Source organism: Campylobacter sp. CS_NA3 (assembly GCF_027797495.1).
Lineage (GTDB): Bacteria > Campylobacterota > Campylobacteria > Campylobacterales > Campylobacteraceae > Campylobacter_B.
Genome location: NZ_CP115609.1, coordinates 236,972 through 251,284, shown reverse-complemented (window position 1 = coordinate 251,284; position 14,313 = coordinate 236,972). Strand labels below are relative to the sequence as shown.

Below are 14,313 nucleotides of genomic sequence, written 5' to 3'. Positions count from 1 at the left end.
TTTATAACTTTGAATTATACAAAATTTGTTTATACTCGATTTTTACGGCATTCATGGCATTGTATTTTTGAAGATAAACGCCAACGCCGCCGTCCATTTGGGGGCAACTTGTCGCAAAAATTTTTCTAATTTTTTTGTTTTTTAGATATTTTTGATTTTTTTGGATATATAAATCGCAATCTGCGATAAAAACTTTCAAATCCCGCTGTTTTGGCGAATTTTTCCAGTTTTTGCACTGGATTAGTAATACTTCATTTCCCCTGTGGGCGATTATGTCGATGCCCTCGTCTTTGACGCCATTGTTGTAGCCGTTCATATAGATTTTATAGCCGTCATCTTTGTAGAGATTTGCCACGAAAAACTCGTATTCGTCGCCTTTTTGCTTGTTTCGTTTGTAAATTTCTTCTAAATTTAAACCCTTTTCTTCATCGCTAAATTCGATAAATTCTTCTATTTCATCTTCAAATTCGCTTGAATTTTCGCTTTCGCCCGATACGACCTGCTTATCCAAATTTGAAAAATCAAACTCGATTTTTTCCTTTGAATTTAATGAATTTAACAGCGAAAAAATTAGAAAAAAAAGTATCAGTGTGGTCAAAAAAATCCAAATCATCAATTTATCTCTATGCTTAGGCTTTGATTTTCGAATTTTCTATCGCTGGGTTTGGCTAAATTTAGCCTTTCTTTTAGCGTGATATTTTCAAGTTTTAGGTTGCGATTTTCGTTTTCTAAATCCCAAATTTTTTTGTTTAATTCATCACTAATCTCGCTTTTTGCTTTGTTTGCATTGACTTTGATTTCTTGATTTTCATTTTGCGAATTTTGCAAATTTGCTTCTAAATTTGCTATTTTATCTTGCAAATTCTTTACCTGAATTTGTAAATTTTGTGTCTCTTGCGAGTGTAGCGTTTTTTCTTTTTGTAACAGATTAAAATTTATCAAATAAAACAAAACCACCGCAACCAGCGTGATACAAGCCGATAAAATCAGATTTTTCATATATTTTCCTGTTTTGTTTATGGTGCGACCAGCGAGATTTGAACTCGCACACGCGAAGCGCACTACCCCCTCAAGATAGCGTGTCTACCAATTCCACCATGGTCGCAAAAATAAAAAAATAAAGAGAGAAATAGTTGCGAATTTATCGCAACTATAAAAAGAAATTAGCCTAATAGTGGGTTAGCCCATAGCAATACGCATAGGAAAACAAGTGTATAAATAACTTGTGCTTCAATCATCGCAAGACAAATAAACATAGTTGTTGTTAATTTGTTAGCAATGCTTGGGTTTCTTGCGATACCTGTAATAGCACCGTTTGAAGCATGACCCATACCAATAGCGCCGCCAAGAGCTCCAAGACCTAGTAGCAAACCACCGCCAAGAGCCGAAAAAGAAGCGATTTGAGTAGCACCGTCATCCGCGAAAGCTACACCTACAAGAGCTAAAAACAATACAAGAACTTTTTTCATAAAGTCTTCCTTTTAAAGATTTTTCAAAACTAAAACAAGTTTTCGAATTGGTTATTTTACCTGAAATTTGCTTTTATTTAGTTGAATATAGGCAAATTTATCAAATTCGGCAAATTTAAAATCTGCCGAATTTGATTGTTTTAAACTTTTTTCATACTCATATAGCTATTTAATGCACCCACATACGCTTTTGCGGTAGCAAGCATTGTATCAAGATCAAGTCCATGTCCGATAATAGCGGAATTTCCTTCAAATTCAACCTTTACAATAACCTTAGCAAGAGCGTCTTTGCCTTGTGAAACGGCTTTGACTTGATAATCTTTTAACACACCATTAATCCCGCTAATGCGATCAACAGCTTTTAAAATCGCATTTACTGCGCCGTTTCCAAGAGCCGTATCGCTTAAAATCTCATCATTGTGTTTTAAGCTTAGAGCTGCGCTAAAATGCCCTTTGTTGCAGGTATTTGAACTAAGCGTAACTAGCTCAAAGGTTTTTTGAATTTTTGTCATATTTTCGGCAACCAACTCACGCAAATCCTCATCAAAAACCTCTTTTTTGTGATCGGCTAAAACTTTAAATTTCTCAAATGCAACTTGCAATTTTTCATCATCAAGCTCATATCCAAGGGATTTTAACTTATCTTTAAAAGCATGGCGTCCGCTGTGTTTGCCAAGGACAAGTGAATTTTTATCAAGTCCGATGTCTTCTGCTTTCATTATTTCGTAAGTTTCTTGATGTTTTAAAACGCCGTCTTGATGAATTCCGCTTTCGTGCGCAAAAGCATTTTTGCCTACGATTGCTTTATTCGGTTGTGGCTCGATTCCTGTGATACTTGCCACCAAACGGCTTGACGGATAAATTTCTTTGTGATTTATGCCTGTATAAAGTGGCGCAAAAATGTCATTTCTAGTGCGTATCGCCATAGCAATCTCTTCAAGAGAAGCATTTCCTGCTCGCTCTCCAAGTCCGTTTATGGTGCATTCTACTTGCCTTGCTCCTGCTTGTATGCAAGATAGAGTATTTGCTACCGCAAGTCCCAAGTCATTGTGATTATGTACTGAAATTATCGCGCGATCCCCTAAAAATTCAACCATTTGTTTTATCATACTTTGTAATTCGTTTGGAAGTCTGTAACCAACGGTATCTGGTAAATTTATAGTTGTAGCCCCTGCACTAACGGCTGCATCGCAAATTTCTTTTAAAAACGAAATATCGCTTCGTCCTGCATCTTCGCAGCTAAACTCAACATCTTCGCAAAAAGTTTTAGCATATTTTACTGCTTCAACTGCTCTTTTTACGACCTCATCTGGTTTCATTTTTAGCTTAAATTCCATGTGAATAGGGCTTGTTGCGATAAATGTGTGAATTCTTTGAAAATTTGCAGATTTTATCGCGTTACCTGCGGCTTTTATGTCATTTTCAACTGCCCTTGCAAGAGAGCAAACTCTAACCTTGCTTGTTGCGTTTGCGATTTTTTCAATCGCCTCAAAATCACCGGGGCTTGCCGCAGCAAAACCTGCTTCGATGACATCGACACCAAGTCGCTCCAACTGCAATGCAAGAGTAACCTTTTCGGTTATGTTCATAGAAGCGCCGGGGCTTTGTTCGCCGTCGCGTAAAGTAGTGTCAAATATAATAATTCTATTTTTATCCATTAAATTTTCCTTTGCTCGGCTTGTCTTTTGAGTGCTTTTTTGAGAGTTTCGCTCGTGCTTTGTTGCGACGGACAACAAAGTCCGTCTCACTCGCACTTCGCTCACAACTCAAAAAATCATCTCAAAATACTTCGCCTTTCATTTTATTTTTTATTTTTTAAATTTTAAATTGCCGAATTTTAAATTCGTCGCAAAGTCGTTCAAATTTAAATTTGCAAATCCGACTTTTAATTTGCAAATTTGTTTTACTCAAACTGCCCAGTAGCAGGTTTTTTATCTCTATTTTTGGTAAAAATTTAATCGCCTTTATAACCCCGTCAAAACTCATTGCTCATCCTTAACTTTCTTTCGAATTTTTCTATCGTAAAAATAATAAATCGCCCTTACAATGCCATATAAAATATAACCGCTTGTCAAAACAGCCGTAAGTTCAAGTGGTCTGATATATAAAAGTGAAAAAATTATAACAAGCACAATTAAGACTTTGTAAAAATTCATCTTTTTAAGATTGATTTTTTTAAAGCTTGGAAATCTAACATTGCTAACCATAAGCACCGAAATCACACCAACAGCAACCAAATAAAGCACTTGTAAATTCATAAAAAACGAATACTCTAAATAAACACCAACCATAACCGCAAGCCAAATCGCAGCCGTAGGAATCGGCAAACCTATAAAAACGCTAGGATCGTAAGTGCCTGTGGTAACATTAAATCTAGCTAGTCTAATCGCTCCAAAAATGATATAAATCGCCGTTAAAAGCGAACCCACGCGTCCAAATTCTTTTCCAATAACGATATAAAACAAAAACGCAGGTGCCACGCCAAATGCGATAATATCGGCCAAGCTATCAAATTCCACGCCGAATTTACTAGCCGTATTTGTTAGCCTTGCCACACGCCCGTCTAGACCATCGCAAACCAAAGACAAAAATATAAAAATAATCGCCTTTGTAAAGTTGCCATTAAGCGTAGAAATAATGCTTATAACGCCAAAAAATATACTAGCTGCGGTGAATAAATTTGGCAAAATGTAAATTAATTTATCTCTTTCTTCGCTCATTTTTTACTCTTTAAATTTGTTCTTGCGAATTCTCGCCGTTTTCACCGTCATTTGCACATTTTCGTGTAAGACGGCTTGGCAAATCATTTTCTTTTTCAAATTCAGCGATAATCTCTCGCACCTTTTCGCCCTCAATCGTCTCTTTTTCATAAAGTGCTTTTACCATATTTTCTATCGCACCGCTATAAGTTTGAAGCCGCTCTTTTACGGCATTATAGCGTTCATTTAAAAGCTCTTTTGTAAAAGTATCGATTTTAATCGCCATATCTTCGCTATAATCTTTTAAGCTCTGACCGCCCGTTAAGAATAAATTTTGGCGTTTTTCTAACACCATAAGTCCTGCTACATCGGTCATTCCCACTTGCGTAATCATATATTTGATAATATCCGTTGCTCGCTCTAAATCATTACTAGCACCTGTTGAAATCTCTTTTATAAAGATTTCTTCTGCTGCCCTGCCTGCTAGTAAAACATCGACTTCTGCCATAAGCTCGTGTTTTTGTTTTAAAAAGCGATTTTCTTCTGGCGAATTTAGCGTATAACCGGCAGCACTTATGCCACGCGGCACAATGGTAACTTTCGTAACTGCCAAAGCCCCTTTTGTCGTCTCAGCTAATAACGCATGACCGCTTTCGTGATACGCCACAATGCGTTTTTCAAGCGGATTAACTCGACGCGATTTTTTCTCTAAACCAATCGCCACGCGTTCAATGGCTTCAAGCAAATCTTTTTGCTCGACTGCTTTTTTGGCTTCACGCCCTGCTAAAAGTGCAGCTTCATTTATGATATTGGCTAGATCAGCTCCTGCAAAACCTACGGTCAAACGGGCAATCTCTTCAATATCAATGTCATTTGCAAATTTAACATCTCGCATATGCACTTTTAAAATCGCAACCCGTCCGTCAAAATCAGGTCTATCGACAACGACCTGTCTATCAAAACGACCAGGACGCAAAAGCGCAGCGTCTAAAACTTCTGGGCGATTTGTCGCTGCTAGGACGATAACAGGGCTTTTATCGCTATCAAAGCCGTCCATTTCAGCTAAAAGTTGATTTAGCGTTTGTTCTCGCTCATCATTTCCGCCGCCGATTCCCCCTGCTGCTCTGCTTTTTCCTATGGCGTCGATTTCATCGATAAAAACTATCGCAGGGGCTTCTTTTTTCGCCATTTCAAAAAGGTCTCTTACTCTGCTAGCGCCAACGCCCACAAACATTTCGATAAAACTAGATCCCGCGACTGAGAAAAACGGCACATTTGCTTCACCGGCAACTGCTTTTGCTAAAAGCGTTTTTCCGGTTCCCGGAGGCCCCACTAGCAAAACACCTTTTGGAATTTTTGCTCCCAAAGCGATATAGCGATCAGGGTTTTTTAGGAAATCAACAATCTCTTTAACCTCTTCTTTTGCCTCTTCTGCTCCTGCAACATCGCTAAATTTAACGCTTGGTTTTTCCGAATTTATAAGCTTTTTCGTGCCACCGCCCAAAAAGCTAGTCGCACCTTTTTGCATACGGCTAACCAAAAACATCCAAATTCCAAAAAATAGTGCTAACGGCAAAACATAGCTAAAAATGATTTCGCTTAACAAATTTGTTTCATTGTATGCGCCGTAAGGAATTCCTTTGGCTTCTAAAATTCGTATGAGTTCAGGGTCTTCAACTCTCTTTACGGTATAAACAACGCCGTTTCCTTGCGCTTTTATGGTGCTTTGAGCAATATTTACGCTTGAAATTTGTCCGCTTTCAAGCTCTTTTTTAAATTCAGAGTATTTTATACTTTTTAGTTCGCCAACACCACCATTACTCATCATACCTTCGCCAAAACCGCCGTCATTAGGCGACATTGCCCTAAAAATCACAATCACAATCAAAGCAAAAATGATAAACGCGCCAATCGGATTTTTATTAAAAAAATTGTTTCCGCCGCCGCCGTTACCGCCGTTTTGATTGTTTCTATTGTTTTGATTATAATCCATTTTTTTCCTTATTTTTTAAATACCAAACTTACCCATTCATTTTTTTGCTTAACTTCAAGCAAATTTAATTCGCTAAATGAGTTTTTGATTCTGTCAAGGTATTTTTCCAAAATCCCTGAAAGTATCAAAATTCCGCCTTTTTTAACGCTTTTTTTCAAATCGTTTTGTAGCATTAAAATGACATCAGCGATGATATTTGCCACGACCAAATCATACGAATTAGTTAAATTTGAAATCGAGCCGACCCAAATTTCATCGATTTTTGCACCATTTTTTTTCGCATTTTGCTCTGTGGCATAAACGGCTTGTTCGTCGGTATCGCAAGAGCTAACTTTTATGCCAAGTTTAGCCAAGGCTACGCTTAAAATTCCGCTTCCGCACCCAACATCAAGGGCAGTTTTTTGCGAATTTACATCGGCATATTTTGAGATCAAATTCAAACACATATTTGTGCTTTCATGATGACCCGAACCAAAAGCAAGTGCAGGGTCAATGATAATGTCAATCAAATCTTTCCCGTTTTCGTCTTTTAAATCAGCCTTTTCGCACCAACTAGGTCGCACGAAAAATCGCCCCACAGCGATAGGCTCAACGCCTTTTTTATACTCATTTATCCAGTCTAAATTTGGCTTTTTTTCAACCGAAATTTCCAAATTTATCTTGGTTTTTAGCGAATTTTCAAGCGCTTTTTTATACTCCAAAAAGGCAAATTCAAAATCCGATAAATCATCTTCATCACGGATAATAAAAGAATTTTCTCTCTCTTCGATACAAGAAATACCGAGTTCAAACGCAAATTCTTTAAAAAGTTCTATTGCGTTTGTTTTGATAATCATTTCATAAAAAAAATCTTTCATAATCCTTTTTGAACCTTTAAATTTGGATATAAAAAGTTTTATTTTACAAAAAATTAGTTCAAAATTTGCTTATGAAAGATAAATAAGATATAAATTTAAGCTTTGACGCTCTCATATTTAGATAACAAGATTAAATTATATCGTGTATTAAACAGTGGCGATTGCTTCACTTCGCTTCGCTCGTTCGCAATGACAATTGGTGATAAATTTAAATAACAAATGCCGACGATTTTTACTAAATTTACAAAATATTTCAATACAAATTTGAAAATATTCAAGACAGAGCGGGCGTAGTAATTTAAAAAATTTCAGGCTTTTAAGTGTAGCGCACTTTTTCGTGCGTGAGCTTATAAAGCGTGAAATTTTTTAATTTAATCCGTCAGGTATGGGGAATTAAACGCTAGGCTGAATTTAACCTACAACACTAATTTAAACGCTTCTTTTAGGTCTAGCGTCCCTTCGTAATATGCCTTCCCTACAATAACACCTGCAATTTTCCCACTATTTTTACAAGCAATTATGTCTGAAATATCCTTTACTCCGCCACTTGCTATTGTATCGATTTTGCTTGCTTTGGCGATTGCTTCGGTAAATTCGACATTTACGCCACAAAGCATTCCGTCTTTTTCAATGTCGGTGCAAATTATCGCCCCAACTCCTGCGTCGGCATAAAGTGCGGCTAGTTCGGTGGCTTTTATATTTGAAACTTCTGCCCAGCCCTCGGTTGCGACCATACCGCCTTTGGCGTCAATGCCAACGACGATATTGTATTTTGGAGCTACTTCACGGACGAAATTTGGATTTTTTAGTGCAACTGAACCCAAAATAAATCTATAAACGCCTAAATTTTGGTACTCTTTTATTCGCTCTTCGGTGCGAATTCCCCCGCCCACTTCGACCTTTAAATTTGTGCTTTTAACGATTTTTTCTATCGTTTTAAAATTTATCGCTTCCCCTGCAAACGCTCCGTCCAAATCCACCAAATGCAGGTATTTTGCTCCCATATCTTCAAATTTTTTGGCTAACTCCCAAGGGGTTTTTGAATAAATTTTTGCACTATCCATTAGCCCTTTGCTTAAACGCACGGCAACGCCGTCTTTTAAATCAATCGCAGGTAAAATTTCCATTATAACTCCGTAAAATTTTTAATTATTTTTATGCCGTTCTCGTGGCTTTTTTCAGGGTGTGGCTGAAAGCCAAAGACATTATCCTTGCAAACCCCGCTTACAAACTCATACCCGTAAGTGGTCTTTGCTAAGGCGAATTTATCGTCGCAAACAGCGTGATAAGAATGAACAAAATAAGCATAAACCGAACTTTCAAGCCCCGAATTTATCGGTGTTTGCCTTGTAAATTCCAGCGTGTTCCAGCCCATGTGCGGGATTTTTAAATTCGCACCAAATTTGCTCTCATCAAATTTGATAACTTTTCCGCTAATAAGCCCAAGCCCGTCGCTACTGCCAAATTCTTCGCTTTTATCAAACAAAAGCTGCATGCCAAGACAAATTCCCAAAAAATATCGCCCGCTTGCGACAAATTCTTTTATCGCTTCGTCTAAATTTGCCGATTTTAGTTTAGCCATTGCTTCGCCAAAAGCTCCCACTCCGGGTAGTAAAATTTTATCACTTCTTAAAACCTGTTCAGGCGTGCTAACTAGCTCAAATTTTGCCCCACAAAAGCTAAGTGCGTTTTTAACGCTTCTTATATTTCCTGCGTTATAATCAATAATTCCTATCAAATTTTATCCCTTGTTATGGTTAAATTCAGGCACGATTTCTTTTAATTTAGTTGCAACTTCATCATCGCTAACGCTTAAAAGTTCGGCGATTTGACGATTTAGCAAATTTAAATCATAGCTATCAGAGTGCGTTACAAAGATACTTTCATACTCCGTGCCTTTGTCGTTTTCATCTATCAAAAGCTCTTCGTAAAGCTTTTCGCCGGGACGAAGACCTGTGAATTCGATACCTAAATGCTCTTTTGAAGCAAGTTGCAACATGCGTTTAGCAAGATCTGCGATTTTAATAGGTTTTCCCATATCAAGCACGAAAAGCTCCCCGCCTTTGGCAATCGAAGCTGCTTGGAGAACCAGCTGACAAGCTTCGCTAACTAGCATAAAATAACGCACGATTTCCGGGTGCGTTACGCTTAGGGGCTTGTTTTCTTCGATTAGGCGTTTAAATTTTGGTATTACGCTTCCGCTGCTGCCTAAAACATTACCAAATCTAACGGCGACGATTTGCGTTTTTTCATCGCTCGAATTTAGCCCGTAAAGTTCGCAAATTCGCTTTGTTGTCCCCATTATATTTGTTGGTCTGACGGCTTTGTCGGTGGAGATAATAACGACTTTTTCCACGCCATATTTTTTAGATAAATCAACCACATTTTTTGTGCCTATAATATTATTTTTGACTGCCAAATGTGGATTATATTCGCAAAGCGGAACATGTTTGTAGGCTGCTGCATGAACGACGACTTGTGGTTTAAATTCGCTAAAAACGGCTTCAAATTCGCTCTCATAAACGATATTTACCATTTTTAGTTCATTTCTAGCGTCTGCGTTTGTGGCTTCGTTGATTTGATATAGATTAAATTCGCTGTGTTCTACCATGATGAGCTTTTTTGCGCCAAATTTTAAACATTGTTTGCAAATTTCGCTTCCTATCGTACCACCTGCTCCCGTAACAAGGACGATTTTGTCTTTGATAAATCGCTCAACAGCCGTACTATCAAGGTCTTTTGGCTTTCGTGCGAGTAAATCTTCGATAGAAATGTTACGAATTTTGTCATTTTCACTTTCAAGCAGTGAGAAAATTTTTATATCTTTAAGCCCATAAGCAATAAGCTCGTCATAAAGCTCTTTTAAATCGCTAGGCTCTAATGCAAGTGCGATTATAGCGGTTTTTGCTTCGCTTTCTTTTATGATTTCAGGAATTTTATTTTTTGCTTTGACGGTGAAATTCTCAAACGAAGTTCCTACTAGCTCATCTCTTCCATCGACAACTGCAACAGGATAATAATTTATGTATTGTTGGCGCATACCTTTTAGGATATGGACAGCTTTGTTTGTAGCGCCAAAAACTATGCACGGCTCGTTGTTTGAAATAAATTTATTGCCGTTTAAAAACATGCGTTTTGCAATTCGCACGGCTCCTATTAAAATATATGAAATCGCCGCGTCGATAAAAACAACGCTTCTTGGAAAAGGATTTAAAATGTCATCAAAAATGGTAAAAATTCCTGCAAAAACAATGATAGTTAAAATGTGTGCGTAAAATAGTTTTTTGGCTTCATAAAGCCCAAAAAACCGCCACGGAACCATATAAATCTTAAAAAACCAAATCAAGCAAATTTTGATAAGAGTTATACAAAAAATGCTAAGCAAAAGCCCTTTGTAAAATTCGTTCGGAATATCGCCGCTAAAACGCAACACAAAGGCGATATAAACCGAAAATATGGAAATCAAAATATCCACAAAAAGAAAAAATGTAAATCTTTTAAATTTTGTAGGCTTTAAATTCATAGACTTTCTCTCACAATTTTCGCTACTTTTTCGACATTTGCGTCGTCTAAATCGCTTCCGCTTGGCAGACAAATTCCGCGATTAAAATAATCTTCGCTAGTGCCGTCCGTTACGCTTAATGCACCTTTAAAAACAGGTTGTAAGTGCATCGGTTTCCATAAAGGACGGCTTTCGATGTCGGCTTTATTTAGTGCATCGATTACGCGCAAATGTGCGTTTTTCTCTTTGAAAAGCAGTGTCGTTAGCCACCTATTTCCGCGCGAATTTGGAATTTCAGGCATAAATTCGGCGCAGTCTTTCAAAAGCTCACTATAAAGCGCGAAAATCTCTCTTTTTCGCTGGACGCGTTTTTCTAGCACTTCCATTTGTCCTACACCGATAGCTCCCAAGACATTGCTAAGTCGGTAGTTGTAGCCGTAGTCGTTGTGTTCGTAGTGCAAAAACGGCTCTCTTGCTTGTGTGCTGTAAAATCTAGCTTTTGCGATTAAATTTTCATCATTTGAAATTAGCATTCCACCGCCACTTGTGGTGATGATTTTATTTCCGTTAAAGCTCAAAACTCCCAATTTAGCGATAGCCCCAAGAGCTTTTCCTTTGTAAAATCCGCCAAGTGCCTCTGCTGCATCTTCGATGACGGCGATATTTTCGTTTTCACAGATTTCTAAAATTTCGTCCATTTTCGCAGCCTGTCCGTAAAGGTGCGTTACGATCAAGGCTTTTGGTTTTTTTGGAGCTATTTTTATCGCTTTTTTTAGTAAATTCGGGCTTAGATTCCAACTCTCATCACAATCAATCAAAATCGGAGTGCATTTTTCGTAAAATATCGGATTAACACTAGCCATAAATGTAAAGCTTGAAGCCAACACTATGTCATCTTGCTTTACGCCTAAAACTCGCAATGCTAAATGCAGACCTGCTGTGCCGGAATTTAATGCCAACGCCCTTTTAACGCCACAATAATCTTCAACGCTTTTTTCAAATTTATTTACAAATTCGCCCAAAGGTGCGATATAGTTGCTTTCAAAAACTTGTTTAATGTAGTCTAGCTCGGAACCGCCCATATTTGGTGAACTTAAAAAAATTCTCCCCATTTTTACTCTTTCTAAAATTATATAAGCCTAGCTTTTTCACATGGCGAACTCGGACAGACGAATTTAGTCTAGTCTGTCGTTCGCCCTGCGAAAAATCGTCGGCATAAATTTATCAAATTTACTATCAAATGTCATTGCGAGAATTTACGAAGTAAATTCGAAGCAATCCAGCAAACGGCAAAGCCGTTTAAATATAAATTTGTCGTTAATTTTGCAAATTTGAACTGCTTATGCCGACGATTTTTCGAGTTGTGAAGCAAATTTCGAGTGAGATAAGCCTGTTTTGGCTATCGAACGAGAAATTTGCGAACACTCGGAAAAGCTAGGCTCAGTTCTATTGCAAATTTAAAAATTTGTATTTTATCACTTTTGTGTAAATTTGCTAAATTTTCTTTATAACTTTCGCGGGAACACCCACAGCTAGGCTAAAATTCTCTATATCTTTTATCACTGCACTACCTGCACCGATAACGCAATTTTTACCGATTTTAATCTTTTGAATTACGCTCGAACCCAAACCGATATGGCTAAATTCGCCCACTTCCACGCCACCTGCAAGGGCAGAATTTGGGCTAATATGCGAAAATTCGCCAATCACACAATCATGCTCGATTACACAAGCTGAATTTAAAATTACCCCGTCGCCGATAATCGCATCTGCATTTACCACGACATTTGGCATGATAACCACGCCACGCCCGATTTTAGCTGTGGGCGAAATCACGGCAGTTTCATGGATAAGTGTAGCTATTTCAAAACCTGCTTTGCTGACTTTTTTTTGCAAATTTGCTCTAATTTTATTATCGCCGATTGCGATTATAACGGGAAATTTCGGTAAATCTGGGCTAAATTTTAACTCGCCGTTGTCGTCTAAAAAAACGATTTCTTTGTATCTTGCGCTTTTTGCGACATCGCACACGACCTTGCCGTGACCGCTTGCACCGTAAATGTAGAGTTTAGTTTTTTCCATTGAATTTCTCCGTTGTCGCCATGCCTTCTTTATTAACGCCGTCTTTTTTGATAACTTTTTTTATGGTTAAAAACGCGATTTTAAGATCTAGCAAAAAGCTTAAATTTTTAGCGTAATGCGTGTCGAATTCAAACTTTTTTCCCCAGCTAATGGCATTTCGCCCATTTACTTGCGCCAACCCCGTTATGCCCGGTCGCACGCTGTGGCGAAGTTTTTGCTCTTCGCTGTAAAGTGGCAGGTATTCTACGAGCAAAGGTCTAGGTCCGATGAAACTCATATCGCCTTTTAGGACATTGAAAAGTTGCGGAAGCTCATCAAGGCTTAGGGCGCGGATTTTTTTGCCGTATTCATTTAGGCGCAGTTCGTCGCTTAAAAGTTCGCCGTTTGCGTCCCGCTCGTCACTCATAGTTTTAAATTTGTAAATTTTAAAAATTTTTTCGTTCAGACCCGGGCGAGATTGCGTAAAAATAGTGCTCTTGCTAATGTGTTTTTTGATTAAAATATGAGTTGCTATCATAAAAGGTAGGCTTAAAATAATTAAAATTATAGCGCCCAAAATATCTAATAATCGTTTAAAAAACGCCTTATACATATAAAAACTGCCTATAAATGTCCAAATATTTTTGTGTGATTATCGGCTCGTCGTATTTTTCTAAAACTGCCTTTCTACCGTAATATCCCATTTTTCGTGCTAAATTTTCATCATCTAGCAAAATTTTAATCTTTCTAGCTAAATCAACCGAACTTTTCATTTGGCAAATTAATCCCGTGTGCCCATCTTCGACAGCTTCTACACAACCATCTGCATTACTTACCACGCAAGGGCGACTCATAGACATAGCTTCAAGTATGGTTCGCGGGAAACCCTCTTTATAGTAAGTCGGTAAAACAACCATATACGCACTTTTATAAAGCGAAAAAACATCTTCGCACCAGCCAAGCCAAAGGACATTCGGATTTTTTAAGAATTCTTTACTAGCCGAACTTTTGTTTCCTTCAAAAGTATCTCCCGCAAATACAAACTGCACATCATCGCGATTTGATAAAATATCCGCCGCTTCGTAAAATTCGCGAATTCCTTTATGCCAAAGCGCCCTACCTATCATCAAAACCACTTTTTTATGGCTCATTTTTGCGTCAAGGTATTTTTCTTCATCAAATAGCTTACTATTCACACCTACACTTTTTATGCAAAAAACCTTATCGATTGTGATCAAATTTTTATCAACCATATAGCGCGGATCGGAGTGATTTACAAAAATGCAGCCATTAGCAAGAGCAAAAGATTTTTTATAAAGTTTTTCCATAACAAATCTCACGACTCTGCTTTTTAAATCATTATCGACATAAAAGCTTCCTAAACCTTCAATAAGATTTATAACCGTCCGAATTCCTGCGTTTTTAGCCGCAATTGTGCCAAAAACATTTGATTTATGGGCCGAAGTTTGCAAAAAATCTAAATTTAGCTCTTTTAAAACTTTTGTCAAATTTGCTGTATTTTGCGATACTTTAAAAGGATTAAGACTTGCTTTATCTAAATCATAATTAACGCTAATAAATTCTTCTTCTAACTTTGGTGTATATTTTCCTTTTGGGGCAATAGCATAAACTTCGTGTCCGCGTTTTTTAAGCTCACGCATAATCGGCGCCCTGAAAAAATAAATACTCATATCAGAGTGCGAAAGGAAACCAAATTTAGCCATTAATCAAC

General features: G+C 37.6%; 15 protein-coding genes and 1 tRNA gene. All 16 read right to left on the bottom strand.

Going from position 1 to position 14,313, the window contains the following annotated elements:
- Window position 1: 1 nt before the first annotated feature.
- Window positions 2-613 (bottom strand): restriction endonuclease, encoded by a 612-nt coding sequence (locus PF026_RS01325; RefSeq protein ID WP_270863452.1) that lies wholly within the window; start codon window positions 611-613, stop codon window positions 2-4.
- Complete coding sequence (locus tag PF026_RS01320) at window positions 613-999, bottom strand: hypothetical protein (RefSeq protein WP_270863234.1); 387 nt, start codon at window positions 997-999, stop codon at window positions 613-615. The genes PF026_RS01325 and PF026_RS01320 overlap by 1 nt, the downstream gene beginning before the upstream one ends.
- Before the next feature lie 20 nt (window positions 1,000-1,019).
- Window positions 1,020-1,105: transfer RNA gene (locus tag PF026_RS01315), tRNA-Leu, on the bottom strand.
- Between the two features lie 58 nt (window positions 1,106-1,163).
- Window positions 1,164-1,469 (bottom strand): F0F1 ATP synthase subunit C, encoded by a 306-nt coding sequence (locus PF026_RS01310; RefSeq protein ID WP_270860094.1) that lies wholly within the window; start codon window positions 1,467-1,469, stop codon window positions 1,164-1,166.
- Window positions 1,470-1,609: 140 nt separating this feature from the next.
- Window positions 1,610-3,127, bottom strand: coding sequence for a 2-isopropylmalate synthase (locus PF026_RS01305; RefSeq protein ID WP_270863221.1), 1,518 nt, complete (start codon window positions 3,125-3,127; stop codon window positions 1,610-1,612).
- 157 nt (window positions 3,128-3,284) lie between these two features.
- Window positions 3,285-3,455 (bottom strand): hypothetical protein, encoded by a 171-nt coding sequence (locus PF026_RS01300; RefSeq protein ID WP_270863220.1) that lies wholly within the window; start codon window positions 3,453-3,455, stop codon window positions 3,285-3,287.
- Window positions 3,452-4,189 carry a CDP-diacylglycerol--serine O-phosphatidyltransferase gene (gene pssA, locus PF026_RS01295; protein ID WP_270863219.1) on the bottom strand — a complete coding sequence of 246 codons (738 nt, stop codon included), beginning with the start codon at window positions 4,187-4,189 and terminating at the stop codon, window positions 3,452-3,454. The genes PF026_RS01300 and pssA overlap by 4 nt, the downstream gene beginning before the upstream one ends.
- Before the next feature lie 10 nt (window positions 4,190-4,199).
- Window positions 4,200-6,161, bottom strand: a complete 1,962-nt coding sequence (ftsH, locus tag PF026_RS01290; protein WP_270863218.1) for an ATP-dependent zinc metalloprotease FtsH — start codon at window positions 6,159-6,161, stop codon at window positions 4,200-4,202.
- Between the two features lie 8 nt (window positions 6,162-6,169).
- On the bottom strand, window positions 6,170-7,018 hold the full coding sequence (locus PF026_RS01285) for a 50S ribosomal protein L11 methyltransferase (protein ID WP_270863217.1): 849 nt from the start codon (window positions 7,016-7,018) through the stop codon (window positions 6,170-6,172).
- Between the two features lie 416 nt (window positions 7,019-7,434).
- Window positions 7,435-8,145 carry a 1-(5-phosphoribosyl)-5-[(5-phosphoribosylamino)methylideneamino]imidazole-4-carboxamide isomerase gene (hisA, locus tag PF026_RS01280; protein WP_270863216.1) on the bottom strand — a complete coding sequence of 237 codons (711 nt, stop codon included), beginning with the start codon at window positions 8,143-8,145 and terminating at the stop codon, window positions 7,435-7,437.
- On the bottom strand, window positions 8,145-8,756 hold the full coding sequence (gene hisH, locus PF026_RS01275) for an imidazole glycerol phosphate synthase subunit HisH (RefSeq protein ID WP_270863215.1): 612 nt from the start codon (window positions 8,754-8,756) through the stop codon (window positions 8,145-8,147). The genes hisA and hisH overlap by 1 nt, the downstream gene beginning before the upstream one ends.
- 3 nt (window positions 8,757-8,759) lie before the next feature.
- Entirely contained in the window at window positions 8,760-10,541 is a 1,782-nt protein-coding gene (locus tag PF026_RS01270) for a polysaccharide biosynthesis protein (protein WP_270863214.1), read from the bottom strand.
- Window positions 10,538-11,632, bottom strand: a complete 1,095-nt coding sequence (locus tag PF026_RS01265; protein ID WP_270863213.1) for a DegT/DnrJ/EryC1/StrS family aminotransferase — start codon at window positions 11,630-11,632, stop codon at window positions 10,538-10,540. Before PF026_RS01265 ends, PF026_RS01270 begins: the two co-directional genes overlap by 4 nt.
- A gap of 382 nt (window positions 11,633-12,014) precedes the next feature.
- Window positions 12,015-12,602, bottom strand: coding sequence for an acetyltransferase (locus PF026_RS01260; protein ID WP_270863212.1), 588 nt, complete (start codon window positions 12,600-12,602; stop codon window positions 12,015-12,017).
- A complete protein-coding gene (gene pglC / locus PF026_RS01255; protein WP_270863211.1) occupies window positions 12,589-13,194 on the bottom strand; it encodes an undecaprenyl phosphate N,N'-diacetylbacillosamine 1-phosphate transferase in 606 nt (201 codons plus the stop codon). The genes PF026_RS01260 and pglC overlap by 14 nt, the downstream gene beginning before the upstream one ends.
- Window positions 13,187-14,305 carry a glycosyltransferase family 4 protein gene (locus PF026_RS01250; RefSeq protein WP_270863210.1) on the bottom strand — a complete coding sequence of 373 codons (1,119 nt, stop codon included), beginning with the start codon at window positions 14,303-14,305 and terminating at the stop codon, window positions 13,187-13,189. The genes pglC and PF026_RS01250 overlap by 8 nt, the downstream gene beginning before the upstream one ends.
- Window positions 14,306-14,313 lie beyond the last annotated feature (8 nt).